We start from the raw sequence: 26,612 nt of genomic DNA on the forward strand, positions 1-26,612 counted from the left end.
CCGGACGACCGATCATTCGGTCGTGCTGTTCCGGATCAGTAATTCAGGTGTCCCGCCTCAGGGCAAGGGGTCCGCGAACGCTTTTTGCGGGGCTGTGAGGCGGCGGTCAGCGCACCAGTGCGGGACGCTTGGCGTCGAACTCCCAGCCGGGGACGAGGAAGCGCATGCCGACGGCGTCGTCCCGGGCGCCCAGCGCCTCCTTCAGATAGAGCTCGTGCGCAGCCAGCAACCGGTCCATGTCCAGCTGGACGCCCAGGCCGGGGGCGTCCGGAAGCGCGATCTCGCCGTCGACGATGCGCGGCGGGGCGACCGTGAGCCGTTCCAGACCCTCCTGCCAGATCCAGTGCGTGTCCAGGGCGTTGTACGCGCCCGGTGCCGCGGCTCCGCAGTGCGTGACCATGGCGAGCGAGATGTCGAAGTGGTTGTTCGAGTGGCAGCCCCAGGTCAGGCCCATCGCGTTGCACAGCTGGGCCACGCGCACCGAGCCCCGCATGGTCCAGAAGTGCGGGTCGGCCAGCGGGATCGAGACCGACTGGAGCGCCAGGGCATGGGTGAGCTGCCGCCAGTCCGTGGCGATCATGTTGGTGGCCGTCGGCAGTCCCGTCGCCCGCCGGAACTCGGCCAGGATCTCCCGCCCCGAATAGCCGTCCTCGGCGCCGCAGGGGTCCTCCGCGTAGGCGAGGGTGCCCACCAGGGGCTCGCACAGCTCGATCGCCTCGCGCAGCGACCAGGCGCCATTGGGGTCGAGCGTGATCCGGGCCTCGGGGAAGCGGTCCTTCAGCGCGCGGACGGCCCGGACCTCCTCGGCACCCTCCAGCACACCGCCCTTGAGCTTGAAGTCCCGGAAGCCGTACAGCTCGTGGGCGGCCTCGGCCTGCCGGACGATCGCGCCGGGCGTGAGGGCCTCCTCGTGCCGCAGGCGGTACCAGTCCACGTCCGAGTCGCTCTCGCGGGCGTACGCGAGATCCGTGCGGTCCGGGTCGCCGACGTGGAAGAGATAGCCGAGCACCCGTACACGGTCGCGTTGCTGCCCGTCGCCGAGGAGGGCCGCGACCGGCACGTCGAGGTGCTGGCCGAGCAGGTCGAGGAGGGCCGACTCGACGGCGGTGACGGCGTGGACGGCCGTCCGCAGGTCGAAGGTCTGGGCACCGCGCCCGCCGGCGTCGCGGTCGCGGAAACGGTCCCCGATCTCGCGCAGGACGCGCTGGTGGTCGCCCACCTTCGCGCCGAGGACGAGGGGTTCCGCGTCGCGCAGCGTCCGGGTGATCTTCTCCCCGCCCGGCACCTCGCCGAGCCCGGTCCGCCCCTCGGAGTCCTTGAGGACGACGACGTTGCGGGTGAAGTAGGGGCCGTGGGCGCCCGACAGGTTCAGCTCCATGCAGTCCCGCCCCGCGACGGGATAGACGGCGAACTCGGTGATCGTCGGTTGCTGACTCATCATCAAAATCCTTGTGTACGAGGGTGACCGGGGCCGGTGATCACAGGATGACGGCGACGGGCCGGGCGAGGGGGCGGCCCGCCCTGAGCCCGATGGGCCGTCCCCCGCGTGCTTCAGGCGGGTGGGCGCGTGGCTCCGACCAGAGCCAGCCCGGTGTCGAGGATCCGCTCCAGAGCGGCGAGATCGTCCGGGCCCGGATCGGTGAGCGGTGCGCGCACCGGGCCGACGGGAAGCCCACGCAGCCGGGCCGCGGCCTTGACCAGGGAGACGGCGTACCCGGGCACCTTGTCGCGGAGTTCGACGAGCGGGACGTAGAAGTCGCGCAGCAGCTTGTTCACGGTCGCCTCGTCGCCGGTGCGCAGCGCGGTGAAGAACGCGCCGGCGATCTCGGGAGCGAAGGCGTGGACGGCCGACGAGTAGGCGGGGACGCCCACGGTGGCGTACGCCCGGGCCTGGATCTCGGCGGTGGCGGCTCCGTTGAAGAAGAGGAAGCCGTCGGGCGCGGCGAGCGTGAGGCGCTGGAGCCGGTCGAGGTCGCTGTGTCCGTCCTTGAGCCCGATGACGGTGGGGATCGCCGCGACGGCCCGCAGCCCCTCGGGGGTGAAGGCGACCGGGCCGCGCTGGTAGGTGATGAGCGGCAGCCGCGTACCGGCGGCGATCCGGCGCAGCTGCTCGACCAGGCCCGCCTCCGGTGCCTCGACGAGATAGTGGGGCAGCACGAGGAGGGCGTCCGCGCCGGCCTCCTCCGCGATCCGGGCGAATCGGAGCGCCTGTGCCCATCCGTAGCCGACGCCCGCGACCACGGGCAGGCGGCCGTCGGCGATCTCGACCGTCGCGGTGACGACCGCGCGGTACTCGTCCTCGTCCAGCGCGCTGAACTCGCCGGTCCCGCAGGCCGGGAACACCGCGCCCGGCGCGGTGGCCAACCGGTCGGACAGATAGGCCCGGTAGGACTCCAGATCGAGGTCGCCGGCCTCGGTGAAGCTCGTGAGCGGGAAGGACAGGACCCCGCTCGCCATGCCGTCCCGCAGCCGCTGGACCACGTCCTCCGGATCCGCGTTGAACCCTGCCATGAATCTCATCCCTGTATGCAGACGGCGTCTATGTATGAGAACTCAGGTTAGATTCGTGAACCCCGGGGGTCAATGGCTGGGTCCTACGGATCTGCGGCCGTCGGATTCATCGGCGCTCGACACAGCGCGGCGGGCCCGCAGCCGGGGAGGCTGCGGGCCCGCTGAGTTCGGACCGGGATGTCCGCCGTTCGGGCGGGGATCCCCTGCCCGAGCGGCGAGGGCGCCCGCTCGGCCGTAGGACCGTCAGTGCGATGCGGCCGAGGCCGCCGTGCCCGGATGCGGGCCGTACGCCGTCATGAAGTGGTCGCGGAACTTGTCCATCCCCCACACCGGCGCGTTGTCCGCGGGCTTGAGCCCCTCGGTCCAGCCCCAGTCGGACACGCGGTCCAGCACCTTGGGGTCACGGGCGACGATGGTGACGGGCACGTCCTTGTCGGCGGTTCCCCCCGTGACCGTCGGGACGGGCTGGTGGTCGCCGAGGAAGACGAGGACGGTGTTGTCGTCGCCGTAGCGCTGGACCCACTGGGTCAGGCTGTCCAGGGAGTACTGGATGGCCTTGCGGTACTCGGTCCGCACCCGCTTCGAGCTCTTCCAGACCTCCGTGGGGTTCGTGCCCTCCTTCTTGATCTTGTAGAAGATCTTGCCGTCCCCGAGGTCCTTCCAGTCGATCGTGTGGGCGATCGGGGACCAGGGGTTGTGGCTGGAGGCGAGGATGATCTCCGCCATGATCGGGTCGCGGTTCTTCTTGCCGTGCTCCAGCTTCTGGAAGGACTCCAGGCTGAACTGGTCCGGCACCGGCGTCCAGCTGAAGTACGGGCCCTGATAACCGAGGTGTGTCGAGTCGTAGATGTGGTCGAGGCCGAAGTACTTGCCCTCGGGCCAGGCCAGGCGCACGCCGGGGACGATGCCGACGGTCCGCCAGGCGCCGGTCTTCTGGAAGTAGCTGGTGAGGGTCGCGCGCTTGCTGGTGGTCAGAGACCGGTACCGCTGCTGGTTCTTGACCCATGTGCCGGACAGGAACGTCGAGTGGGCGAGCCAGCTGCCGGCGCCCGTCACGGGCGACCTGAGCCAGCCGCTGCGCGCCGAGAAACCGGCCGCCTTGAGCCGGGCGTCGCCCGCCTTGAGCGTGGCGTCGACCTCAGGTCCCATCACCGGATCGTCGATGGCCACCCGGCCGTAACTCTCGATGAAGGTGAGCATCACGTCCTTGCCGCGCAGCCCGGTCAGCAACTGGTCGGACGGGGTGTGGGCGAAGGCGTCGACGGCCATCTGCTTCTTGTAGACGTCGGCGTCACCGAGGCCGTCGCGAACGTACTGCACACGGTTGGAGAGGTACTGGGCGTAGCCCTTGGTGGCGATCGTGACTCCGCCGGACTGCACGCCCAGGGTGAAGCAGATGATCCACGCGACGCCGAGGACGAGCGTGGAGCGCACGGCCCCGGTGCGGTGCCGGGCCAGCACGTTCGCCAGCCGCGTCATCGCGAGCACGCTCAACGCGAGTACGGCGATGACCAGGACGATCACCCCGACCACCGCGGATATCTCGCCCGAGCGCCCGAACGAGTCCTTCACCCAGTCCGCCCCGTCGCTCAGCAGAACCCAGTCGAAGACCAGGTCGAACGGCCGGGCCAGGGTCTCGCGGAAGCCCATGTCGAGGCACTTCAGGATGGCGGACAGTCCGAGGACCACCCCCAGGACTCCGGCTGTGATCCGCCGCGCCTTCGCCGGCAGTACGAGCAGGACGGCTGTGAGGAAGACCGCCTCGACCGGGAGGCGGAGAAACGCCCGGACGCTCATCCAGTCGAGGCGGTTGGGCACGAGGAGGACGGTGAGCACCAGCGCACCGGCCAGGACGCTCGTGCCCGCCCGCACGACACGCACGGCCCGGGGGTAACGACGGCGCCAGCCGAACCAGCCGGGGCGGGCGGCGGAGGCGGCGTTCGCGGCGGGTTCGGCTTCGTCCGGGGACGCGGGCTCGGACGGATGCCGGTCGGCGGCCTCGGGGGCGGCTTCGTCGTCGGTGGGGTGCGGGACGGTGGCTTCGGGGGCGGCTTCGTCGTGGGTGGCGGGGTGCGGGTCGGTGGGTTTGTCCTCGGTGGTGGGGTGCGGGACGGTGCCGTTGTCGTCGGTGGTGGCCTGCGAGACGGTGGGCTCGTCACGGGCGGAGGCGTGCGAGACGGGGGCTTCATCCTCGGGGTGCGGGACGGTGGCTTCGTCGTCGGCCGGGTGCGAGGTGGTGGTTTCGTCGTGGATGGCGGGGTGCGGGACGGCGGTCTCGCGGCGCTCTTCGTCGCCGGCCGCCCCATCCGCCCGCTCTTCCGTTCCGGGGCTCGCGTTCGCCCCGGTCTGGTCGGCTGTCCCGGAGTCCCCCCGGCTCCCGTCCATCGCCGTCGCGTCGGGGTCCGGACCCACGTCAGCGTCCGTGTCCGGCAGTTGGCGAGGAGGCGTGTGGTGCGACACCCGAAGGTCCTTCCGTGCGTAACCCGGTGCTGGCGTGACGGAGGCTTTTCCGTCACCCCCCATACGGCCGGCCGTCACCTCCGGTTCAACGGCGGAGGCCGACCGCGCACACAGTACGGGGCCAGGATCACCCGGATGACACCGCCGGGGGCTACCGGTCCGCCGCCACCGCCACCTCCCGCGCCCACCTGTAGTCGGCCTTGCCGCTCGGCGACCGCTGGACGGAGTTCGTGATCACCAACTGGCGCGGGATCTTGTAGCCCGCGAGGTGGTTGCGGCAGTGGGTCTGGATGTCGTCGAGGGACGGCTGCGGCGCGCCCTCGCGGAGTTGGACGACCGCCGCCACGTGGTTGCCCCACTTCGGGTCGGGCACTCCGGCGACCAGGGCGTCGTACACGTCCGGATGCGACTTGAGGGCCTGTTCGACCTCCTCGGGATAGACCTTCTCGCCGCCGGTGTTGATGCACTGCGAACCGCGGCCGAGGACGATGACGATGCCCTCCTCGTCGACCGTGGCCATGTCGCCGAGGAGCACCCAGCGCTCGTCGCCCTTGCGGAAGAACGTCTCGGCGGTCTTCTTGGGGTCGTTGTAGTAGCCGAGGGGTACGTGGCCGCGCTGTGCGACCCGTCCCGGCTCGCCGACCGCGACCGGCTCGTGGGTGGCCGGATCCACCACCTGTGTACGGGCGTTGACGCGAATGCGGAAGCCGCGCTCCGGGCCGGAGTCAGCCGTCGCGGTGCCGTTGAAGCCGGACTCCGAGGAACCGAAGTTGTTGAGCAGCATCACGTTCGGGACGAGCGCCTGGAACTGTTCGCGCACGGTGTCCGACATGATGGCGCCGGACGAGGACACGCTGAACAGGGCGGAGCAGTCCGTGCCCTTCAAAGGGCCGTTCAGTGCGTCGACGAGGGGCCGCAGCATCGCGTCGCCGACCAGCGACACGCTGGTCACCCTCTCCCTCTCGATAGTCCGCAGGACTTCCTCGGGTACGAACTTGCGGTGGAGTACGACGCGTTGGCCGAAGTTGAAGGCGATGAAGGCGGTGAGGGTCGAGGTGCCGTGCATCAGCGGGGGAGTGGGGAAGAAGGTGATCCCGGCACCGCCGGCCGCGACGCGCTCGGCGAGCTCCTCCGGCTTCGTGACCGGATCGCCGGTCGGCGCGCCCCCGCCGAGGCCGGCGAAGAAGAGGTCCTCCTGCCGCCACATCACGCCCTTGGGCATCCCCGTCGTGCCGCCGGTGTAGATGATGAACTGGTCGTCCGCGGACCGCGCGGGGAAGCCGCGCCCGGGCGACCCGGCACCCTCGGCGTCGGCGAAGTCGACCGCGTCCGCCGCACCCTCGGCACCCACCGGGTCCACGGCACCCGCCGCGCCCGCCCCGGACGCCGAGGCACCCACCCGCACGAGGTGCCGCAGCCGTGGGGCGCGCGGCCGTGCCGCCGCCACCCGGTCCGTGAACTCCGCGTCGAAGACCAGTGCCGCCAGGTCGGCGTCCTGGTACAGGTACGCCAACTCCTCTTCCACGTAGCGGTAGTTGACGTTCACCGGGACGATGCGCGCCTTCAGGCAGGCCAGCACCGTCTGGAGGTACTCGACGCCGTTGTAGAGGTAGAGGCCGAGGTGCTCGCCGGGACGGATTCCGCTGTCTATCAGATGGTGCGCCACGCGGTTCGCCGCCGCGTCCAACTGCGCGTACGTCAGGCGGCGTTCCGCGCCCGTGCCCGGGTGGTCGATGTACACGAGCGCCTCGCGGTCCGGGACCACGTCGACGACCGACTCGAACAGGTCGGCAAGGTTGTACTCCACCGCTCCTCCTGACCGTGCACGTCCGTCTACGTCCGTGGTCGAGCGCTCCCGGGGCCGTCCACCCCGGGCTCGACGGTCATCAGAGCAAAGCCCGACCCAACTGTGAAGGGTCCCGGCACAAGAAATCTGACTGACTGTCAGAAAACCCTTGTACTGGCTGGACGCCTCCTGCAACCTGTTCTCGCATCCGAGACGGGAGGACGGCAATGGGTGGGACGGAACACCTCACCGTGCAGCGCGAAGGCGCCACACTGGTGCTCACGCTCAACAGGCCCGAGGCCAAGAACGCGCTCTCGCTGCCGATGCTGGTCGGTCTGTACGACGGCTGGGTCGAGGCCGACGAGGACGACGCGATCCGCTCGATCGTGCTGACCGGCGCCGGCGGTGCCTTCTGTGCCGGGATGGACCTGAAGGCGCTGGCCGGAAAGGGCATGGAGGGCGAGCAGTACCGGGACCGGCTCAAGGCCGACCCCGATCTGCACTGGAAGGCGATGCTGCGCCACCACCGCCCGCGCAAACCGGTGATCGCGGCCGTCGAGGGGTACTGCGTCGCGGGCGGTACCGAGATCCTCCAGGGCACCGACATCCGGGTCGCCGGGGCCTCCGCGACCTTCGGGCTCTTCGAGGTCAGGCGCGGACTCTTCCCGATCGGCGGCTCGACGGTCCGGCTGCAACGCCAGATCCCGCGCACCCACGCCCTCGAAATGCTGCTGACAGGACGCCCGTACACCGCCCAGGAGGCCGCGGGCATCGGTCTGATCGGCCATGTCGTGCCCGACGGCACCGCGCTCGACAAGGCCCTCGCCCTCGCCGAGCAGATCAACGCCTGCGGCCCGCTCGCCGTCGAGGCGGTCAAGGCGTCCGTGTACGAGACCGCCGAGCTGACCGAGACCGACGGCCTCGCCGCCGAACTCCGGCGCGGCTGGCCGGTCTTCGACACCGCCGACGCCAAGGAAGGCTCCCGGGCCTTCGCCGAGAAGCGCCCGCCCGTCTACCGGCGCGGCTGACCCGCAAACCCGGCCCCGGACGCGACCCGCCCGCCCCCTGGACACAGCGCGTCCGGCCGTTGGAAGGAGAGATCCGGGATGCCCGAAGTCCTCAGAGCCCCCCTCGTCGTCGAGTTCCCCTTCACCCGCTCGCTCGGCCCCGTGCAGAGCGCCTTCCTCACGGGCCTGCGCGAACGGGTCGTCCTCGGTGTACGGACCGCCGACGGCCGGACCCTCGTCCCACCCGTCGAGTACGACCCCGTCACCGCCGAGGAGATACGCGACCTCGTCGAGGTCGCCCCCACCGGCACTGTCACCACCTGGGCCTGGAACCACGAACCCCGCCGCGGCCAGCCCCTCGACACCCCCTTCGCCTGGGTCCTGGTCAAGCTCGACGGCGCCGACACCGCCCTGCTGCACGCCCTCGACGCCCCCGGCCCCGACGCCGTGCGCACCGGGATGCGCGTCCGCGTCCGCTGGGCCCCCGAACGCTCCGGCGCGATCACCGACATCGCCTGCTTCGAGCCGCACGACGGCGCTCCCGGGCAACTCACGGGCCACGACGGCCGGTTCGAGGACATGGTGACCGGCATCGTCGCCCCCGCACGGCTCGACTACGTCTACTCACCGGGCCGCGCCCAGTCCGCCTACATCGCGAGCCTTTCCCGACAGCGGACCGTCGGCGAGCGCTGCCCCTCCTGCCACAAGGTGTACGTCCCGCCCAAGGGCGCGTGTCCCACCTGCGGGGTGGCCACCTCCGAACAGGTCGAGGTCGGCCCGCGCGGCACCGTCACCACGTACTGCATCGTCAACATCAAGGCGAGGAACCTCGACATCGAAGTCCCGTACGTATACGCCCACATCGCCCTCGACGGCGCCGGCCTCGCGCTGCACGGCCGGATCGGCGACATCCCCTACGACAAGGTCCGGATGGGCCTGCGCGTGGAACCGGTCTGGTCCGAGGGCGGTCGCTACCCGGACCACTACCGGCCCACCGGGGAACCGGACGCGGACTACGAGACGTACAAGGAGATGCTGTAGATGCGGCCCCTCAGGGACATCGCCGTCGTCGCCTTCGGGCAGACCGACCACCGGCGCACCTCCGACGAGCTCTCCGAGGTGGAGATGCTCCTCCCTGTCCTGCACGACGTCCTCGACCGGACGGGCCTGCAGACCAGTGACATCGGCTTCACCTGTTCCGGCTCCAGTGACTATCTCGCGGGCCGCGCCTTCTCCTTCACGATGGCGCTCGACGGCGTGGGCGCCTGGCCGCCGATCTCCGAGTCGCACGTCGAGATGGACGGCGCCTGGGCGCTGTACGAGGCGTGGACCAAACTGCTGACCGGCGACGCCGACACGGCTCTCGTGTACGCGTACGGCAAGTCGTCACCCGGCTCCGTACGCGACGTCCTGACACGGCAGTTGGACCCGTACTACGTGGCCCCGCTGTGGCCCGACTCGGTCGCCCTCGCCGCGCTCCAGGCACAGGCGCTCATCGACGCGGGCGAGACCGACGAACTCGCGCTCGCCTCCGTCGCCGCCCGCAGCAGGGCCTCCGCGACCGCCAACTCCCACGCGCAGCTCCGTGGTTCGGTGCCGCAGGGCGACTATCTCGTACGACCGCTGCGCACCGGAGACTGCCCGCCCGTCGGCGACGGCGCCGCCGCCGTGATCCTCGCGGCCGGGGACCGGGCCCGCGACCTGTGCGAACGGCCCGCCTGGATCCGGGGCATCGACCACCGCGTCGAGGCGCACTCCCTCGGCGTACGCGACCTGACCGACTCGCCGTCCACGCGACTGGCCGCCGAACGCGCCGGAGCCTTCGAACGGCCCGTCGACACGGCCGAGTTGCACGCCCCCTTCACCTCCCAGGAAGTGGTCCTGCGCAAGGCGCTGCGGCTCGGGAGCAGCGTGCGGGTCAACCCGTCGGGGGGCGCGCTCGCCGCCAACCCCGTCATGGCGGCCGGGCTCATCCGCATCGGCGAGGCCGCCGCGCGCGTCCATCGCGGGGAGTCCGACCGGGCACTCGCCCACGCCACCTCGGGCCCCTGCCTCCAACAGAACCTGGTCGCCGTACTCGAAGGGGATGCCCGATGAGCAAGGAGCCCGTGGCCGTCGTAGGCATCGGCCAGACCAAGCACGTGGCGGCACGGCGGGACGTGTCCATCGCGGGACTCGTCCGCGAGGCAGCCCAACGAGCTCTGGATGACGCTGAGTTGACGTGGGCCGACATCGACGCCGTCGTGATCGGCAAGGCGCCCGACTTCTTCGAGGGCGTCATGATGCCCGAGCTGTACCTCGCCGACGCGCTCGGCGCGGTCGGCAAGCCGATGCTGCGGGTGCACACGGCGGGCTCCGTCGGCGGATCGACGGCCCTGGTCGCCACCAACCTGATCGCGGGCCGCGTCCACGGCACCGTCCTGACCCTGGCCTACGAGAAGCAGTCCGAGTCCAACGCCATGTGGGGCCTGTCCCTGCCCATCCCCTTCCAGCAGCCGCTGCTCGCCGGCGCCGGCGGCTTCTTCGCACCGCACGTACGCGCCTACATGCGGCGGACCGGCGCACCCGACACCGTCGGCTCCCTCGTCGCGTACAAGGACCGCCGCAACGCGCTGAAGAACCCGTACGCGCACCTCCACGAGCACGACATCACCCTGGAGAAGGTCCAGGCCTCACCCATGCTCTGGGACCCGATCCGCTACTCGGAGACCTGCCCCTCCTCCGACGGAGCCTGCGCGATGATCCTCACCGACCGCGCGGGAGCGGCCCGTTCACCGCGCCCGCCCGCCTGGATGCACGGCGGCGCGATGCGTAGCGAACCGACCCTCTTCGCAGGCAAGGACTGCGTGTCCCCGCAGGCCGGCAAGGACTGCGCGGCGGACGTGTACCGGCAGGCGGGCATCGCGGACCCGCGCCGCGACATCGACGCCGTCGAGATGTACGTGCCGTTCTCCTGGTACGAGCCCATGTGGCTGGAGAACCTCGGCTTCGCCGACGAGGGCGAGGGGTGGAAGCTCACCGAGGCGGGGGTGACCGAACTGGAGGGCGACCTGCCCGTCAACATGTCGGGCGGGGTCCTCTCCACCAATCCGATCGGCGCCTCCGGCATGATCCGCTTCGCCGAAGCGGCACTCCAGGTGCGCGGCCAGGCCGGAGAGCACCAGGTCGACGGGGCTCGCCGGGTGCTCGGCCACGCCTACGGCGGCGGATCCCAGTTCTTCTCGATGTGGCTGGTCGGGTCCGCGCCGCCCGCCTCCTGAAACCGTCCCCCTCACATGGCCTGTGCGCGGCACGGACCGATCGCTAGGCTGGCCGCGGACGACGAACCGGGAGGAGCACGGACGTGGCCGAAAGCACCATCGAGCAACACCCGCTCGCGGGCTGGGACAAGCCGGAGCTGGACCTCAGCAACGCCGAATGGCAGTCCAGCAGCCGAGGGCGGGGAGATGTCCAGATCGCCTTTGTCGAGGGCTTCATCGCGATGCGCAACAGTGGCCGCCCGCACAGCGCTTCCTTGATCTTCACTCCCGCGGAGTGGGGGGCCTTCGTATCGGGAGCCCGCGAGGGCGAGTTCGACCTGACCTGAACAGAGGACCGCCGGGCCTTCCCGCCCCGCCCCCGCGCGGGGAAGGGGCGGCGGCCCGAGCCCCCGTGCCCAGGGGGCTGCTCACCGTCCGGTCCTCCGGCAGCCGCGCTGCCTCGACGAGGTTCCGACCAGGAGCGCGCGAACGGGCTGCCCCGTGGATGATCGGGGCGTACGCTGAGGTGCCTGGACGTCACGGTGCGCATCCGCTCCCCGCGCGGGCGCGCGATCGTGGCAGGGGGTGATCATGGGGCAACGCAGCCTGCGCAGCCGTCGGACGCTCTTCGAGCGCGAGAGTGAACTGTCCGCCGCCGACGAGGCGTTGAGCGACCTCGTCGGGCTGCGCCGGGACACGGGCGAACCACCGGGCCGCCCCCGCGGCGCGCTCCTCGCCTTCGCCGGACGCGCCGGAATCGGCAAGACGACCCTCCTCGCCGAGGTCCGCAGGCGCTCCGCGGCCAAGGGCTGCACCGTACTGAGCGCACGCGGCGGTGAACAGGAACAGCGCGTCGCCTTCCACGTCGCCCGCCAGCTCCTGCAGCCACAGCTCGCCGGATTCTCCGAGGCCGAACTCCGCTCCTCCCTGGGGAGTTGGTACGCGATCGTCGGCCCCGCACTCGGCCTCTGCGCGCCGTCCGAGGGCGCCCCGCCCGACCAGCAGGGCCTGCGCGCCGGACTCGACTGGGTGCTCACCCACCTCGCCGTGCAGCGTGCCCCCATGGTGCTCCTCCTCGACGACGCGCACTGGGCCGACGCCGAATCACTCAGCTGGCTGGCCGCGTTCGCGCCCCGCGCCGAGCAACTCCCGCTGCTGCTCGTCGTCGCCTACCGGCCCGACGAACTCCCCGAACACGCCGAGGCGTTCAGAGGGCTGCCAGGCCGCGCCGGACAACGCCCCCTCGGCCTCGAACCGCTCAGCGCCGCGGCCGTCGCCCGGCTCGTCCGGGAAGACCTCGGCACCCAGGCCGACGACGCCTTCTGCCGCGAGTGCTGGGCCGTCACCGCCGGCAACCCGTTCGAAGCCGTCGAACTGACCGCGAAGGTCCGCGACCGCGGCCTCACCCCGACCGAGGACGGAGCGCATCTCCTGCGCGACCTCGCCGCCGCCGTCAAGGGCAGCGGCATCGTCGCCCGCCTCGAACGCCTCGGCACCGCGACCGTCCGCTTCGCCTGGGCCTGCGCCGTGCTCGGCACCGAGATCCACCCGACGCTCGCCGCCGCCGTCGCGGGCCTCGGCTCCGAGGAGGCCGCCGACGCGGCGGACGCCCTGCGCACCGCCCGGATCCTCACCGGCGCCGACCCCCTCGAATTCGTCCACCCACTGATCGCCACCGCCGTCTACCGGGACATCCCCGGCAGCGTCCGCGTCGCCCTGCACGGCCAGGCCGCCTGGTGCGTGATCGACGAGGGCCTCGGCCCGGCCGCCGCCGCCCGGCACCTCATGGAGACCCACCCCGACGGCGACACCTGGATCGTCCAGCAGCTGCGCGCCGCGGCCCGCGAGACCCAGCGCGCCGGAGCCCCCGACGCGGCCCGCCGCTACCTCGCCCGAGCCCTGCGCGAACCCCCGCCCTTCGAGGACCGCGCCGCCGTCCTGTACGAACTGGGCTGCGCGTCCCTGCTCACCGAACCGACGACCACGGTCAACCATCTGCGCGCCGCCCTGGAAGAGCCCATCACCGACCCCGAGCTGCGCCACAACATCGTCTACCGGCTCTCCCAGGTCCTCGCGCACAGCGACCGCCTCGCCGAGGCCTCCGAGACCCTCGCCCGCGAGATCCCGGTCACCGGCGACCCCCGGGTACGGCTGCGCATGCAGTCCGAGCAGTTCATGTGGGACGCCTTCCGCGCCGACGAACCCGACTCGCCCGCCCGCTCCCGCCGGCTGACCCGCCTCGCCGACCGGCTCACCGGCCACGACCTCACCGAGCGCTATGTCATCGGACTGCGCGCCTGGGACGCCACCCTGCGCGGCGAACCCGCCCACATCGCCCTCCACCACGCCGAACGCGCGCTGGCCGGAGGCCTCGGCTGGGCCGAGGCCGACCGCGGCTTCGAGGTCCCGGTCCTGGTCGCGATGACCTTCATGTACGCCGACAGGCCCGGCCGCACCGAGGAACTCTTCGCCACCGGAATCGCCGACTTCGAATCCCAGGGCTGGCACGGCGCCCACCTCTCCTTCGGCTACACGATCCTCGGATACGTCCGCTTCCGCCGCGGCCGTCTCGCCGAAGCCGAGGACTTCGTCCGCGCGGGCCTCAGGCTCGCCGAACGCGTCGGGCCCGGTACGCCCGTCCACTGGTACGCGGTGGGCACCCTCATCCAGGTCCTGCTCGCCCGGGGCCAGGTCGAGGAGGCCGCGCGGACCGGCGAGGCCTATGCCTTCCGCGCCCCCTTCCCGGCCGCCGTGACCTTCCCTGACGCCCAGACCGTGTACGGCGAACTCCTGCTCGCCCGCGGCCTCACCAAGGACGCCGCGATCGAGCTCGCCTCCGCGGGACGCCGCCTCGACCCGCGCGGTATGCGCAACCCCGCCTGGTGCCCCTGGCAGCTCCACCTCGCCCGCGCCGAGAGCCACGACGCTCCCGAGCGCGCCGTCGCCACGGCACTCGAAGCGGTGAACCGCGCCCGCCAGTACGGCGCCCCCTCCGCGATCGGCCAGGCGCTGCGCGTCGCCGCCGAGGTCTCCCCTGGCCCGGCCCGGGTCCCCCTCCTCGAAGAGGCCGTCGGCCATCTGGAGCGCTCCCCGGCCGCCTACGAACTGGCCTGCGCCCTGGTCGCCCTGGGCACCGGACTGCGCCGCGCCGGACGCCCCAAGGAAGCCGCCGAGCACCTCTACCGCGGCCTCGACGCGGCCGTCCAGTGCGGTGCCGACGGGCTGATCGAGGACACCCGTGACGAGCTGGCGGCGGCGGGACTGCGGCCGCGCCGCCTGCACAGCACCGAGACGGACACCCTGACGGCCCGCGAGCGCACCGCCGCCGCACTCACCGCGCGGGACCGGACCCCGGCCCAGATCGCCGAGGAACTGAACACCGACGAGCACGCCGTCGCCCGGCTCCTGTCGGCGGTCTACCGCAAGGTCGGCACGGACCGCAGGGGACTCGCGGCGGCGCTGGGGGAACAGGCCATTTCCTGACGCCGGCGGGCCGTCTCAGGACCCCGCGAGGACGGTGCCCGTGGGGCCCGGTACGCGCCCGTGCACGTACCATTGCGGCATGTCCTTCCTCCGCCGCCGCAGCGCCACGCCCGCCGGGCCAGACTTCGACGTTCTGGCCATGGATCCGGGCGACTGGCCCGGCAATCTCGGTGCCGGCCTGCTGCCCGCCCCCGACGGCAGCTGCCAGGGCGTCTTCCTGCGCTACGACCTGTTCGGCGGCCGCGGTCCTGCGATGATCATCGGCAATCTGCCGGAGGGTTCCCAGGCCCGTGACGTCGCCGAGGGCGAGGTCCCCTTCGAGGTGGCCCAGCTGCTGATCGCGCTGGAGAACGACGAAGAGGTCACCGTCACCGGGACCGAGGACATGCCGGTGATGCAGGGCGACAACCTGTTGATCGTGCGGCGGCTCAAGCTCTCCGAGACCCGGATCGCCTGCGTCCAGTTCGACCGCAGCGACAACGTGCTGGTGACCATCGCCGCCTGGGACCGTCCGATCACCGACGACCTGTACGCCCTGCTGAAGCCGCTCCCGGCGGAACTCTTCCAGCAGGATTGAGGCCCAACACCCCTCCAGGCGTCAGAGTTTGAGGGTGAACCAGGTGGTCTTGCCCGCGTCGGTCGGACGTACGCCCCAGCCGTCGGCGAGCGCGCGGACGAGGATCAGTCCCCGTCCCGACTCCTCGTCCTCGGTGGCCATCCGGGGATGCGGCAGCTGCGGGCTGTGATCGCTGATCTCCACGGTCAGATCGGTGGCGGTGCGGGACAGGTGCAGGCTGATGGGCCCCTGGGCGTGCTGCACGGCGTTCGTGAGGATCTCGGAGAGCAGGAGCCGGGCGTCGTCCGCGAAGGGCACACAGTCCCAGGCGGTCAGCGCCTTGCTGAGGAAGGCGCGGCCCTCCGGCACCGATTCGGGCGCCGCGGGCAGGTCGGTGCTGATGGCGGCCAGGGGTCCGTCGGGGAGCCGGGTGAGCAGCAGTGTGACGTCGTCGTTGTGCCCGTCGGCGTCCGGCAGCAGGGTGGCCAGCACATGGTCGGCGGCCATCTCCAGGTCGGGCGCGGTGGTGAACAGGCCGGTGAGGGTGGTGGTGAGCTCGGTGAGCTGGTCCTCGATGTCACTGCCGGGCGTCTCGATGAGACCGTCGGTGTACAGGACGAGCGTCGCCCCCGGCGGTATCACCGAGGTCGCCTGCTCGTAGAGGATGTCGCCGACACCGAGGGGCGCGTTCACCGGCGCGGGAAGCGGCCGGGCGTCGGCGCCGGGCGTCGCCACCAGCGTCGGCAGATGCCCGGCCGAGCAGACCGTCACCTCGCCCGCGTCGGCCGAGATGACCAGATAGCAGCAGGTCACGAGCTGGTCGGGCACGTCCAGATCGCCGACGACGGCCTCCAGGGCCTGCATCAGCTGGCGGGGCTGCATGCCGGTCTTGGCCAGGGCGTGCGCGGCCGACCGCAGTTGCCCCATCACGGCGGCGGCGTCCAGACCGCGGCCCATCACGTCACCGATCAGGACCCCGACCCGGCCGGCCCCCAACGGGATCAGGTCGAACCAGTCGCCGCCCACCCCGGCCCCCTGCGTGGCGGGCCGGTAGCGGCTCGCGGTGGTCAGACCGGGAATGGCGGGCGGGGTGCCCATGAGACTGCGCTGAAGGGTGAGGGCGATGTGCCGCTGCTGTTCGTAGAGGAAGGTCAGCTCCGCCTCGGCCTTCTTGCGGTCGCTGATGTCCCGGACGATCGCGCACGCGCCGATCACCGAGCCGTCCGTGCCACGGGTGGGCCACAGCGTGATGTCCACGTTCAGCAGGTCGCCCGAGCGCGTCAGCCGCAGCGTCTCGAAGTGCTCGACCTTCTCACCGCTGCGCAGCCGGTCCATGAGCAGGTCGATCTCGTCCCGCCGCTCGGTGGTGGCGAGCAGCGACACGTGCCTGCCCATCACCTCGGCCCTGCTGTAGCCGTACAGCCGCTGGGCCGCCGCGTTCCAGTACGTGATGTGGCCGTCCAGGGTCTTGGCGAGGATCGCGTCCTGGGAGGACTCCACCAGACCGGCCAGCTCGTTGATCTGCGCCTCGGCGCGCTTGCGGTCGCTGACGTCCCGGACGGCGGCGGAGACGAGGAGGCCGTCCGCGGTTTCGAGCGGGCTGAGACTGATCTCGACCGGGAATTCGGTGCCGTCCCTGCGCAGACCGTGGAGTTCGAGTTCCGCGCCCATCGGGCGGACTTGGCGGTTGTCGGCGTAGCCGTCGCGGTGCTGGTGGTGGTGGCCGCGGAAGCGGCCGGGTACGAGGAGTTCGACGGGGTGGCCGAGGAGGTCCTCGCGCTGGTATCCGAAGAGGGCTTCGGTCTGTGCGTTGACGAGTCTGATGGTTCCGCTGTCGTCGACGATCACCATGGCGTCCGGCGCCGCCTCCAGCAGCCCCCGAAACCTTTCCTCGGCGGCCTTGCGGTCGCTGACGTCCCGGACGGCGGCGGAGATGAGGAGGCCGTCCGCGGTTTCGAGCGGGCTGAGACTGATCTCGACCGGGAATTCGGTGCCGTCCCTGCGCAGACCGTGGAGTTCGAGTTCCGCGCCCATCGGGCGGACTTGGCGGTTGTCGGCGTAGCCGTCGCGGTGCTGGTGGTGGTGGCCGCGGAAGCGGCCGGGTACGAGGAGTTCGACGGGGTGGCCGAGGAGGTCCTCGCGCTGGTATCCGAAGAGGGCTTCGGTCTGTGCGTTGACGAGTCTGATGGTTCCGCTGTCGTCGACGATCACCATGGCGTCCGGCGCCGCCTCCAGCAGCCCCCGAAACCTTTCCTCGGCCCCGGCCGGCGCGCTCTCGCGTGATGCGCCACCGCACCGGCATTGCCGGGGGTCCGCCGCATCGGCGGGCCGCGTTGAAGTCTCTTTGACGAAATCGCCCATACCCGCCCCAGATGTGCCGCGTACCGTGAGCGACCCATCTGAGCGCACATCGATCGGGCGCGCGGTTACATGTCGTTAACTGGCCCTACCGAGGTCGAACCTGTCCTAGGCGGCACATTCCCTGGTCGGTTGCCCGCGTCATTGTCGTCAGGACCGACGGAAGCCGGGCCCGCTCCGCGCGGACCCGGCCTCCGGAACAGCGAATCCGCTACGGAACGAGGTCCACGTCAGCGGCCCGCACGAACTCCACCCGGTGCCCGAACTGGATCTCGTAGTACATGTCCGTACCGATCACGACCCGGTGCGGTGTCGTGTCGAAGGTCGGCGCGTAGAAGTACTCGCCGGGCACCTTGTCGCCGGCCGCGTACCGCTGGCCGGCGAGGATCTTGTAGGGCAGCGGTGAGACGGCCTGGACGGGCACGCCCGCCGGGTAGGCCTCCTTCTCGGGGTACGCCCTTCCGTAGACAGGGATCTGTGCGAGCCCCTCCTTGGGTGTCACGACGGGCCCCCGGGCGTTCACCGCCGTCGGCTGCTTCCTCGGGTTCTTGAACCAGGCCTTCTGGCCCAGGTACCAGATCGCCGTCCAGTCACCGTCCCGTCCGGCGAGCGCGTACCGCTGTCCGGTGGAGACGCGCGAGGCGACGTCGTTCACGCCGGTCGTCGAGGCGTCGCCCTTCGGGTACAGGCCGATGTCCTGGATGAGCGGCGAGCTCTCGTCCGGCTGGGAGTAGAGCCGCACCTCGCTGGAGCCGTGCGCGGCACAGGGCTGGCCCGCGGTGACGCAGCCCGTGTACACCGGCTGGTTCGCGTCGAAGTCGGGCAGGACGGTCACCAGGTCGCCCTTGCGGAACGAGCGGTGGAAGGGGTGCCCGAGGAGAGCGAAGTAGTGCTGCCAGTCCCAGTACGGGCCCGGGTCCGTGTGCATGCCCGGAATGGTGGACGTCGTGGGGCCCGGTACGTTGTCGTGCCCCAGGATGTGCTGCCGGTCCAGCGGGATGTCGTACTTGCGGGAGAGGTACTTCACCAGGCGGGCGGAGGCGCGGTACATCTCCTCCGTGTACCAGGCGTCGGGCGAGGCGAGGAAGCCCTCGTGCTCCAGGCCGATCGACTTCGCGTTGATGTACCAGTTGCCCGCGTGCCAGGCCACGTCCTTGGCCTTCACATGCTGGGCGATGTACCCATCCGTCGAGCGCAGGGTGTAGTTCCACGACACATAGGTCGGGTCCTGGACGAGGTTCAGCACCCCGTCCCAGGTGCCTTCCGTGTCATGGATGACGATGTACTTGATGCTCTGCGACGCGGGCCGGTCGCCCAGGTCGTGGTTGCCGTAGTCGCCATCGCCGAACTCCGCGTACGGGGCCGGGATCCACTCGCAGGACACCGTCCTCGGGCATTCCGTGCCGTCGGCGGAGGCGGTCCGCAGTCCCGCGCCGCGGAGCTGGGCGGTGTCGGGGTTCAGCCGGGGCTGAGCGGCGAGTGTGACCCGCTGGCCGGCGTCCGTGGTGCGCTGCTCGCCGGCCCGCATCACGCCGTACGCGTCGTCGGCGTAGGTCGCCGCGGTGGTGCTGTCGTCCGCTCCCGAGAAGCGAGCCACCGCTCCGTACCAGTCGGCGGCGTCGTCGCTCAGGGGCTCGCCGAGGTCCCGCTGCGCGGCGGCGAGGAGTGCGGCGCCGCCCGCGACGTTCGCCGCCGCGTCGGTGCGCAGCCGCTCCGCCGGCAGGCCGGTGAGCTCGGCGGCCTTCGTCAACGTCTTGAGCCGGGACGGGAGTTGGGAGTTCGTGGGCACCGGCGTGTCAGGCAGGAGAGCGGGACGCGAGCTGTCGCCGCGGGCGTCCTCCGTGCCGTCGCTGTGATGCGGGGTCCCGGCGATCGCCGTCCGGGCGTCGGTCAGGTGCATGGGACCGTAGCCGCCGGTGACGCTCGGAGCCCCGGCGTGCGCGTCCCAGCGGGACTGCAGATAGGAAACGGCGAGCAGCACGCTCTGCGGAACGTGGTACTCGGTGGCCGCGGCGGCGAAGGCCCGCTGCAACTGGGCGGTGGGCACCTCCTCGGCGGAGCTCGAAGGGGCCGCGCCGAGCAGCGGCAGCAACAGCGCCGCCGAGGCGACGGTTACCGCTGACCTGCGCGCGCGTCTGTGCCCGGTGGTGCCCTTGGGTTCGGTGGCGGACCAGTGCAATGCAGCCTCCTGGGACGGTCGAGCGCGGTGGGGCGTGCGAGGGCCGAACGCGTCAGTGCTACCGGCTCTCCGACGATCCGTCAATCATGCCCAGAGGAAGGCGATTTCCCATGTCAACGCGGGGCGAAGGGGTTTCGTGGCGAGGGCTTCCCGGCCTGCGGGGCGTCAGTGGCATGGACCAATGCTCGGAACGGGGGCCGCACATGAGGGAGGTCCACGGGGCGCCGATGTCCTGGCGTCACCGCGGACCTCCGTCCCCCTTCAGCGAGTGCCGACCGCCGCGCGAACGGCCCGGCGGGCCATCTGGCAGTCGTCGTGCAGCCGCCTCAGCAGCAGCCGCTGCTCCTCGCCGGACGGCGCGGCGGCCGGGTGGGCCGGACCCGCTGCCGCCGGGGCCGCGTCGTGCAGAGAACGCTGCACGGCCATTTCGTACGTACGGATCTCGCGCGTCAGGACGATCATCAGGTTCACCAGGAAGGCGTCCCGTGCCGCCGGGCCGGCCGACTGCGCGAGCTGGCTGATCTGACGGCGTGCCACGGGAGCGTCACCGAGGACCGCCCACAGCGTCGCCAGGTCGTAGCCCGGCAGATACCAGCCCGCGTGCTCCCAGTCCACCAGCACTGGACCGGCCGGTGAGAGAAGGAGGTTCGACAGGAGGGCGTCGCCGTGGCAGAACTGGCCCATGCCCTGGCGGCCTGACGAAGCCGCGATGCCGTGCACCAGCTTCTGCAGATCGCCCATGTCCCGATCGGTGAGCAGCCCCAGATCATGGAAGCGGGAGATCCGTTCCGCGTAGTCCAGCGGGGCGTTGAAGGTCCCCGCCGGTGGCCGCCACGCGTTCAGCCGGCAGATGGCGCTCAGCGCGGCGCGGATGTCCGCGCGGGGCGGTGCCTCGAGCGGATGGCGCTGGAGCGCGGCCACCCGGCCCGGCATCCGCTCGATCACCAGTGTGCAGTTGTCCGGATCCGCCGCGATCAGCCGGGGCACCCGCACGGGCGGGCGGTGCCGGACGAACAGACGGTACGCAGCTATTTCGTGCCGGATCCGCTCGGCCCAGACGGGGGAGTGGTCCAGTAAGCACTTGGCGACGGCCGTGCTGCGTCCCGTCGTGCCGACGAGGAGCACGGAGCGTCCGCTGCGCCGCAGCACCTGGACCGGAGCGAACTCCGGACAGATCCGGTGCACCGACGCGATCGCCGTGCGCAGCTGGGCGCCCTGAGGGCCGGACAAGTCGAGTCTCCCGCTGAGCGGTTGGGCGCCGATCCCCGGCACGCGCCGCGGCCGGCCGGCGCCGAGCACGGGAGCCGCCTGACGCGCGGGGTCGAGGTAAGGGCCGCTGCCCACCGGGCGGGAGTGCAACGACCGGGGCGGAGCGGACACGGAGGACGATGCTGTGTACATGGGCGAAACAGATCCCTTCGTGTGCCTGCAAGTTGCCGCGCTGCCCGCCCCGGCCGCCTGGTTCATCCTGGGGAATGTCCCTGGCAACCGGGTCGGGGTGGCGCGTTCCTACCTGACACCCGACGTCCACTGGCACACCATCTGGCGCACCCTGGCGAACCCTGGCGAATAGTCGCTCAGCAACTGACAGGCGGTTACTGTCGAAATCAGCCGAGAACCTGGGGGCTTGACGTGAACGGACAACCCAACACTCGTCTGTCGGACCTGTTCGGCCTGGCCGGCTGGTCCAAGGGCGAGCTCGCGAGAATGGTCAACCGGCAGGCGGCGGCCATGGGCCACCCCCAGCTGGCGACCGACACCTCGCGGGTGCGGCGGTGGATCGACATGGGAGAGATCCCGCGCGATCCGGTGCCGCGGGTGCTGGCGGCTCTGTTCACCGAGCGTCTCGGCCGTGTCGTGACCATCGAGGACCTCGGTCTGGTCAGGCACGGGCGCGCGGGGAAACGGCAGGGCGGCGGGAGTGTGGAACATCCCGACGGTGTGCCGTGGGCGCCCGAGCGAACCGCCGCGGTCCTCACCGAATTCACGGGAATGGACCTCATGCTCAACCGACGCGGCTTGGTGGGCGCGGGTGCCGCGCTCGCCGCGGGCTCCGCACTCAGCACTGCCATGCACGACTGGCTGCACACCGATCCGGCCCTGACGGCCGACGCTCCGCAGTTCGAAGACCCCCTGCACGCCGACCTCGCCGGGTTCGACCGCTATGAGGCCGCCCCCATCGGGTCGCAGGAGATCGAGGAACTGGAGCGCTCCGTCGAGGTGTTCCGGGCCTGGGACGCGGCCCGCGGTGGCGGGCTGCAACGCAAGGCCGTGGTGGGCCAGCTCAACGAAGTGGGAGGCATGCTCTCCTACCGGCACCCCGACCATCTCCAGCGGCGCCTGTGGGGCGTCGCCGCCAACCTCGCCGTCCTCGCGGGCTGGATGTCGCACGACGTCGGCCTGGAGCCCACGGCTCAGAAGTACTTCGTCATCGCCGCCCACGCGGCCCGAGAGGGCGGCGACCGGCCCCGCGCCGGGGAGGCGCTCTCCCGGGCGGCTCGCCAGATGGTGCACCTGGGCCGGCCCGACGACGCGCTCGACCTCATGAAGCTCGCCAAGTCCGGTTCCGGCGACGAGGTGCTGCCGCGCACCCAGGCCATGCTCCACACCATCGAGGCCTGGGCACAGGCGTCCATGGGCAAGGGCCAGGCCATGCGGCGGACCCTCGGTGTGGCGGAGGACCTGTTCGTCTCCGACCGCGGTGACGTACCTCCGCCCAGTTGGATGCAGTTGTTCGACGAGGCCGACATGCACGGCATGCAGGCGCTCGCGTACCGCACCCTCGCCGAGCACGAGCCGGCCGCCGCGGCGACCGCGCAGCGTCATGCCAAGGAGGCGCTGAAGCTACGGGAGTCGGGCCGGGAGCGGTCGAAGATCTTCGACCACATCTCCCTCGCGTCGGCCTGCTTCATCGCCGACGATCCCGAACAGGCCGACCGCTACGCGCGACTGGCCCTGACGTCGATGGGTTCCAACTCCTCCCATCGAACCTGGGACCGGCTGCGCGAGATGTACCGGCTCACCGGGCAGTACTCCAGTTATCCGAAGATCAGCGATCTGCGTGAGGAGATCAAACTCGCCTTGCCGAAGGGTTCGTTGAAGCCCAGGCGCGGCAACAGCGCGCGGGTGTGAGGGGCTTGCCCCCGCGTCCCCGTGCTCCGGCGTCCTCGTACGCCTGCATTCCCCCGCGCGGGTCGGTGTTCGGGGCGGGTCGCGCTGCGACGTGCCGCGCCGGATCGGCTGACAACGACGTCAGCCGTCAGGGGCCGATGCCCGTCCTGACCGACTCACCGTCGCGTCGGGCTCGGATGCCCTCGGTTTCCGGTGCCGGCAGGGCCGGCCTCACCGACGTCAGGAGCCGATCCGGGCGATGAGCACGCAGGCGTCGTCCTCGCGCTCTGTCCCGCCGAATTCCTCGACGACCATCCGTACACAGTCCTGTGCCGTACGGGCCTCGCCGAAGCGCGGGGCCAGGCCGAGCAGCGTCTGGACGGCCGCCGTTCCTCCCCGGCTCCCGGCTTCGCCCGGGTCCGGAGAACCCGATCGCCGGGGCACCAGTGCCTCGGTGTGCAGGAGCAGCAGGTCGCCCACCTGGAGGCTTTCCTCGGCCTGCCCGTAGACGGCACCGGAGGTGGCTCCGAGCAGTACACCGTCCGGTGCGGCCAGCGCACGCCCCGTCCCGTCGCGGAACAGCAGCGGGGCGGGGTGTCCCGCCTGCGCCCAGCTCAGGGTGCGGGTCGCGGGCAGGTAGCGGCAGCAGACGGCACTGCCCAGGGCGGGCTGCACGGTGGCGTCGAGCAACTGATTGAGCCAGGAGAGGAGTTGACCCGGCTGGGTGCCCGCCACCGCCATACCGCGCAGGGCACCCAGCAGCATCGCCATGCCCGAGGTCACGGTGACCCCGTGACCGGTGAGGTCACCGACGCTCAACAGGGTTTCCCCGTCGGGGAGTTCGAGTGCGTCGTACCAGTTGCCGCCGATCAGCGCGCTGGTCGAGGACGGCAGATAGTGGGCGGCCACGTCCAGTGCCCGGGGGCCCTGGCGCGGGAACCGCAGGGAGCCGCGCCAGGGCGGCAGCACGGCCTCCTGGAGCTCGACCGCGAGCCGGTGCTCGGTCTGTGCGACGTGCTGCCGGCGCTGGAGCGATTCACGGGTCTCGCCCACCGTCCGCTGACTGCGGCGCAGTTCGCTGACATCACGCAGCACGGCCCACATCGAGGCGGTACTGCCGTCCGTGTCGAGCACGGGTTCGCCCATCATGTGCACGGTCCGCACTCCGCCGTCGGGGCGCACGATGCGGAACTCGCCGTCGATGGGCTTGGCGTCGATGAGGCAGTCGGTGACCATCGTCGTCAGCATCGGCCGGTCCTCGTCGAGGACCAGCGAGGGCAGTTCGTCGAGGGTGAGCGGGGGAGCGGCGGCGTCGCGGCCGAGGATCTGGTAGAGCTCGCCGGACCAACTGGCCTCGTCCGTCCGCAGGTTCCACTCGGCGCTGCCGACCCTGCTCAGCAGCGAGCCGTGTCCGGCCGGCGCGGTCCGGGCGGTGGGCGCGGCCGGGCCGGCCGCGGGCTGGACGGGCACGGCCGGCGGTCCGTCCCGCAGTTGGGCCAAGTGCTCGTCCAGGTCGTTCAGTTGATGCAGTGCCAGATCGCACAGAGCGCGTTGCCAGCGTCCCTGCGCGTCCTCGTCGTCGGCGGGTGCCTCGCGCCGTACGGCGTCCACCTCGCCGCGCAGGCGCCGCGTCTGCGAGATGAGCGCGTCGACCGTGCCGCGCGGGGGCGGCTGAGCGGCGGGGCGGTCCGCAGAGAGATGGGGTGGCATGGCGTACTCCGATGCGGGGACGGTACGACCTAGGCTGACGGAAGGACCGTTACGACTGTCGCACAGCCCGCGACGCGCTGTAAGGGATTTGGCAACACCCGATACGGTCGTGCTTCCGGTATATGCCGCAGTCCTCCCGGAGCGGGCGACTGGTCCCGATGCGGTAGGTGTGGTTCGGAGGCAAGTCGTAGACACCGTACGCGACTTGAGGGTCGGCGATGGGCCCGTGCCAGCTTTCATTCTGCTGTTCGAGGGGCATGTGTGCGAGCCCCGGTGAGGGAATTCGCCTCCGTCTCAGAGCGGGCGCGCGAAGTCCGTCACCTCGGCCTCGTAGAGAAAGGACGGATCGATGCCCATCGAGGCGAAGTTGCCCTCGATCTCCAGGGCGACGATGCCGTGCAGATGGGCCCACAGCATCGTCGAGCGCGCGGCGACCGCTTCCGGGACGCCCTCGAAACCGTGCCGCTCCTGCCACTCCCGGAACTGCGCCGCCGCGCCTTCCGGGACCCGTGCGTCCGGCTCGGCCAGCGCGGTCACCGCGTCCAGGAGCACGTTCATGGCGGGCTGCGAGGCCTCGACCAGGCTCGCGGACTGGGCGTCGTAGCCCTGGAGCGGGGCCCTGAAGAGCAGACGGTAGCGGTGCGGCTCGGCCAGTGCCCAGGCGCGGTAGGCGTGGCCCAGCTCGGTCAGCCGGGTGATCGCGTCCCCCGCGCAGGCCTCGGCGGTGCCGGAGAGGGTCGACGCCAGGTCTCCGTAGGCGTCGATGACGAGTTCGGTCAACAGGCTGTCGCGGTTGGCGAAGTAGCGGTAGAGCGCGGGTCCCGTCATGCCCAGCTGCTTGGCGATCGCGTTGAGCGACAGCGCTTCCGGGCCGCCCTCGGCGAGCTGGCGCAGCGCCGCCGTCTTCACTTCCCGGCGTACCTGCGCGCGGAACCGGTCGCGCGGGCCCGTCCCGGTTCGGGTCTCAGCGGCCATGTCATCGCCTCTTCGTATCGGGTGCGGAGGAGTCTGATGGTTAGAGACTATCACGGACGCGATAAGCAGTAACGAAACGGCCTCGCGCAAGCGGTACCGGGCGCGCGGGGGCCTTGCTGCGGACGGCTCAGCCGGGATGCGGCCGTGATCACCCCATGCCACGGTGATCACGTGAATCCCGGGCTCGGCCGGGACCCCGAGTACCGCGGGACGATCACGGCCTTCGCCATGGGCCGAGACCGTCACCTCATCCACCCCTCTCCGCCCGGAGCCGCTCCCCGAGAGCGGCGTACCGCGCGGGAGGCCGTGAACCAGGTCCTGTTCCCGGTACGGAGGAGAACGACCGCCGAGACCGGACGAAAACGCCGAGGGCCCCACGCGACCGCAGCCGACCGGCACATGCGCATGCCCGGACCCCGGCCTCTTGAAGGAGCAGAAGTGAAGGTTCGTCTCGGCACCAGCCGTGGGAAGGCCCTCGCCGCTACGGCGCTGGCCACGATCGTCGCCTCCACCGTCCCGGGAACGGTGTCCGCCGTCGCGGACGGCAACCGGGTGGCGCAGTCGCAGCACTGGGGTGTGATCACCCGCAACACCATCGGCTCTCCCGTGGCCGTCCTGCGGGACGGCCCGTTCGTGACGGGAAACGCCGGCAGTCCGCCCTACGGCAACGGCAGCCTCGGCATCGAGGTGGCGGACAAGTCCACCTCGGACACCAATCCCGCCGAGAAGGTCGACTTCGGCAACGAGGTCGACTTCCGCGGCGAGAACTTCCTGCAGCTGGACAGGGTCGGGTTCCAGGTCTTCCAGACCAGCGAGAACGTCGGTTACGGCGGCGGAACCAACCTGCCGGGCCTCCGGTTCGAGATCGATCCGAATCTGAGCTCGGTGACCGACAACTACTCCGTCGCCGTGTGGCAGCCGGACGCGGTCCCGATCACGTCGCTGAACCGCTGGAGCCCGTACCTCGACGCCACCACGAGCGGCACCTGGTACCTGACGGGCGGTGAGACGCACTGCACCCAGGCCACCCCGTGCAACTTCGCGGATCTGCAGGCCTCGCTCGACGACGGCGGCAGCACGCCGAGCATCCTCACCGTCGCGGTGAGCAAGGGCCGTGACAACCTGTGGGCCGGTGCCGTCGACGGCCTCCGGCTCAACCAGTACGTCTACGACTTCGAGGCCAACGGCGTCAACGCCCGCCGCGTGCGGTAGCACGGCACAACGCCCGGGTCCGCGG

At 71.2% G+C, this 26,612-nt stretch carries 19 protein-coding genes; 10 read left to right on the forward strand and 9 right to left on the reverse strand.

All coding sequences use genetic code 11. The features are described 5' to 3' along the window. Positions 1–106 precede the first annotated feature (106 nt). The 4 genes from ACZ6KY_RS20535 to ACZ6KY_RS20550 all read right to left on the reverse strand — a co-directional run bounded on the left by ACZ6KY_RS20535 (position 107) and on the right by ACZ6KY_RS20550 (position 6,778). The gene (locus ACZ6KY_RS20535) at positions 107–1,438 is read right to left on the reverse strand and encodes an enolase C-terminal domain-like protein (RefSeq protein ID WP_469311706.1); all 1,332 of its coding nucleotides are present in this window, start codon (positions 1,436–1,438) and stop codon (positions 107–109) included. A gap of 113 nt (positions 1,439–1,551) precedes the next feature. After that, positions 1,552–2,511, reverse strand: a complete 960-nt coding sequence (locus ACZ6KY_RS20540; RefSeq protein ID WP_469311707.1) for a 5-dehydro-4-deoxyglucarate dehydratase — start codon at positions 2,509–2,511, stop codon at positions 1,552–1,554. A 243-nt stretch (positions 2,512–2,754) separates the two neighbouring features. Next, positions 2,755–4,971, reverse strand: coding sequence for an alkaline phosphatase family protein (locus tag ACZ6KY_RS20545; protein ID WP_469311708.1), 2,217 nt, complete (start codon positions 4,969–4,971; stop codon positions 2,755–2,757). A gap of 151 nt (positions 4,972–5,122) precedes the next feature. After that, positions 5,123–6,778 (reverse strand): acyl-CoA synthetase, encoded by a 1,656-nt coding sequence (locus ACZ6KY_RS20550; RefSeq protein ID WP_469311709.1) that lies wholly within the window; start codon positions 6,776–6,778, stop codon positions 5,123–5,125. Between the two features lie 206 nt (positions 6,779–6,984). Here ACZ6KY_RS20550 and ACZ6KY_RS20555 point away from each other — a divergent pair, with 206 nt between their 5' ends. From ACZ6KY_RS20555 to ACZ6KY_RS20585, 7 genes are all read left to right on the forward strand, one after another. Continuing rightward, positions 6,985–7,785 carry a crotonase/enoyl-CoA hydratase family protein gene (locus tag ACZ6KY_RS20555; RefSeq protein ID WP_469311710.1) on the forward strand — a complete coding sequence of 267 codons (801 nt, stop codon included), beginning with the start codon at positions 6,985–6,987 and terminating at the stop codon, positions 7,783–7,785. A gap of 78 nt (positions 7,786–7,863) precedes the next feature. Beyond that, the gene (locus ACZ6KY_RS20560) at positions 7,864–8,805 is read left to right on the forward strand and encodes a Zn-ribbon domain-containing OB-fold protein (protein WP_469311711.1); all 942 of its coding nucleotides are present in this window, start codon (positions 7,864–7,866) and stop codon (positions 8,803–8,805) included. Beyond that, the gene (locus ACZ6KY_RS20565; RefSeq protein ID WP_469311712.1) at positions 8,806–9,861 is read left to right on the forward strand and encodes a thiolase domain-containing protein; all 1,056 of its coding nucleotides are present in this window, start codon (positions 8,806–8,808) and stop codon (positions 9,859–9,861) included. Further along, positions 9,858–11,024, forward strand: coding sequence for a thiolase domain-containing protein (locus ACZ6KY_RS20570; RefSeq protein ID WP_469311713.1), 1,167 nt, complete (start codon positions 9,858–9,860; stop codon positions 11,022–11,024). The genes ACZ6KY_RS20565 and ACZ6KY_RS20570 overlap by 4 nt, the downstream gene beginning before the upstream one ends. Positions 11,025–11,107: 83 nt before the next feature. Further along, positions 11,108–11,350: a DUF397 domain-containing protein gene (locus ACZ6KY_RS20575; protein ID WP_401340740.1), complete on the forward strand. Its 243-nt coding sequence runs from the start codon at positions 11,108–11,110 to the stop codon at positions 11,348–11,350. Positions 11,351–11,594: 244 nt separating this feature from the next. Beyond that, the gene (locus ACZ6KY_RS20580) at positions 11,595–14,486 is read left to right on the forward strand and encodes an ATP-binding protein (protein ID WP_469311714.1); all 2,892 of its coding nucleotides are present in this window, start codon (positions 11,595–11,597) and stop codon (positions 14,484–14,486) included. A gap of 79 nt (positions 14,487–14,565) precedes the next feature. Continuing rightward, positions 14,566–15,063: a hypothetical protein gene (locus ACZ6KY_RS20585; RefSeq protein ID WP_469311715.1), complete on the forward strand. Its 498-nt coding sequence runs from the start codon at positions 14,566–14,568 to the stop codon at positions 15,061–15,063. A 21-nt stretch (positions 15,064–15,084) separates the two neighbouring features. On the opposite strand, the gene ACZ6KY_RS20590 is transcribed toward ACZ6KY_RS20585, so the two are convergent. The 3 genes from ACZ6KY_RS20590 to ACZ6KY_RS20600 all read right to left on the reverse strand — a co-directional run bounded on the left by ACZ6KY_RS20590 (position 15,085) and on the right by ACZ6KY_RS20600 (position 20,980). Continuing rightward, positions 15,085–17,403 (reverse strand): SpoIIE family protein phosphatase, encoded by a 2,319-nt coding sequence (locus tag ACZ6KY_RS20590; protein ID WP_469311716.1) that lies wholly within the window; start codon positions 17,401–17,403, stop codon positions 15,085–15,087. 208 nt (positions 17,404–17,611) lie between these two features. Beyond that, positions 17,612–19,579, reverse strand: coding sequence for an N-acetylmuramoyl-L-alanine amidase (locus ACZ6KY_RS20595; protein WP_469311717.1), 1,968 nt, complete (start codon positions 19,577–19,579; stop codon positions 17,612–17,614). 261 nt (positions 19,580–19,840) lie between these two features. Then, positions 19,841–20,980 carry an aminoglycoside phosphotransferase family protein gene (locus ACZ6KY_RS20600; RefSeq protein WP_469311718.1) on the reverse strand — a complete coding sequence of 380 codons (1,140 nt, stop codon included), beginning with the start codon at positions 20,978–20,980 and terminating at the stop codon, positions 19,841–19,843. On the opposite strand from ACZ6KY_RS20600, the gene ACZ6KY_RS20605 reads away from it, so the two are divergent. Both ACZ6KY_RS20605 and ACZ6KY_RS20610 read left to right on the forward strand, forming a co-directional pair. Then, complete coding sequence (locus ACZ6KY_RS20605; RefSeq protein ID WP_158997174.1) at positions 20,979–21,152, forward strand: hypothetical protein; 174 nt, start codon at positions 20,979–20,981, stop codon at positions 21,150–21,152. The genes ACZ6KY_RS20600 and ACZ6KY_RS20605 overlap by 2 nt on opposite strands. A gap of 59 nt (positions 21,153–21,211) precedes the next feature. Next, positions 21,212–22,711 (forward strand): DNA-binding protein NsdB, encoded by a 1,500-nt coding sequence (locus ACZ6KY_RS20610; protein ID WP_469311719.1) that lies wholly within the window; start codon positions 21,212–21,214, stop codon positions 22,709–22,711. A gap of 219 nt (positions 22,712–22,930) precedes the next feature. Here ACZ6KY_RS20610 and ACZ6KY_RS20615 read toward each other — a convergent pair whose 3' ends face one another. Together ACZ6KY_RS20615 and ACZ6KY_RS20620 are read right to left on the reverse strand one after the other, a co-directional pair. Next, positions 22,931–24,400, reverse strand: a complete 1,470-nt coding sequence (locus ACZ6KY_RS20615) for a PP2C family protein-serine/threonine phosphatase (RefSeq protein WP_469311720.1) — start codon at positions 24,398–24,400, stop codon at positions 22,931–22,933. Between the two features lie 294 nt (positions 24,401–24,694). After that, complete coding sequence (locus ACZ6KY_RS20620) at positions 24,695–25,375, reverse strand: TetR/AcrR family transcriptional regulator (protein WP_469311721.1); 681 nt, start codon at positions 25,373–25,375, stop codon at positions 24,695–24,697. A 438-nt stretch (positions 25,376–25,813) separates the two neighbouring features. On the opposite strand from ACZ6KY_RS20620, the gene ACZ6KY_RS20625 reads away from it, so the two are divergent. Then, positions 25,814–26,587, forward strand: coding sequence for a hypothetical protein (locus ACZ6KY_RS20625; protein WP_469311722.1), 774 nt, complete (start codon positions 25,814–25,816; stop codon positions 26,585–26,587). Positions 26,588–26,612: the final 25 nt, after the last annotated feature.

The organism is Streptomyces sp. NPDC042002 (assembly GCF_055588305.1).

Excerpts from the sequence above, each read along its gene's own strand:
- ACZ6KY_RS20615 (WP_469311720.1), bottom strand. The coding sequence starts at position 24,400 with ATGCCACCCCATCTCTCTGCGGACCGCCCCGCCGCTCAGCCGCCCCCG.
- ACZ6KY_RS20585 (WP_469311715.1), top strand. The coding sequence starts at position 14,566 with ATGTCCTTCCTCCGCCGCCGCAGCGCCACGCCCGCCGGGCCAGACTTC.
- ACZ6KY_RS20570 (WP_469311713.1), top strand. The coding sequence starts at position 9,858 with ATGAGCAAGGAGCCCGTGGCCGTCGTAGGCATCGGCCAGACCAAGCAC.
- ACZ6KY_RS20540 (WP_469311707.1), bottom strand. The coding sequence starts at position 2,511 with ATGGCAGGGTTCAACGCGGATCCGGAGGACGTGGTCCAGCGGCTGCGG.
- ACZ6KY_RS20590 (WP_469311716.1), bottom strand. The coding sequence starts at position 17,403 with ATGGGCGATTTCGTCAAAGAGACTTCAACGCGGCCCGCCGATGCGGCG.
- ACZ6KY_RS20600 (WP_469311718.1), bottom strand. The coding sequence starts at position 20,980 with ATGTACACAGCATCGTCCTCCGTGTCCGCTCCGCCCCGGTCGTTGCAC.
- ACZ6KY_RS20580 (WP_469311714.1), top strand. The coding sequence starts at position 11,595 with ATGGGGCAACGCAGCCTGCGCAGCCGTCGGACGCTCTTCGAGCGCGAG.
- ACZ6KY_RS20535 (WP_469311706.1), bottom strand. The coding sequence starts at position 1,438 with ATGAGTCAGCAACCGACGATCACCGAGTTCGCCGTCTATCCCGTCGCG.
- ACZ6KY_RS20560 (WP_469311711.1), top strand. The coding sequence starts at position 7,864 with ATGCCCGAAGTCCTCAGAGCCCCCCTCGTCGTCGAGTTCCCCTTCACC.
- ACZ6KY_RS20555 (WP_469311710.1), top strand. The coding sequence starts at position 6,985 with ATGGGTGGGACGGAACACCTCACCGTGCAGCGCGAAGGCGCCACACTG.
- ACZ6KY_RS20620 (WP_469311721.1), bottom strand. The coding sequence starts at position 25,375 with ATGGCCGCTGAGACCCGAACCGGGACGGGCCCGCGCGACCGGTTCCGC.
- ACZ6KY_RS20605 (WP_158997174.1), top strand. The coding sequence starts at position 20,979 with ATGGGCGAAACAGATCCCTTCGTGTGCCTGCAAGTTGCCGCGCTGCCC.
- ACZ6KY_RS20565 (WP_469311712.1), top strand. The coding sequence starts at position 8,806 with ATGCGGCCCCTCAGGGACATCGCCGTCGTCGCCTTCGGGCAGACCGAC.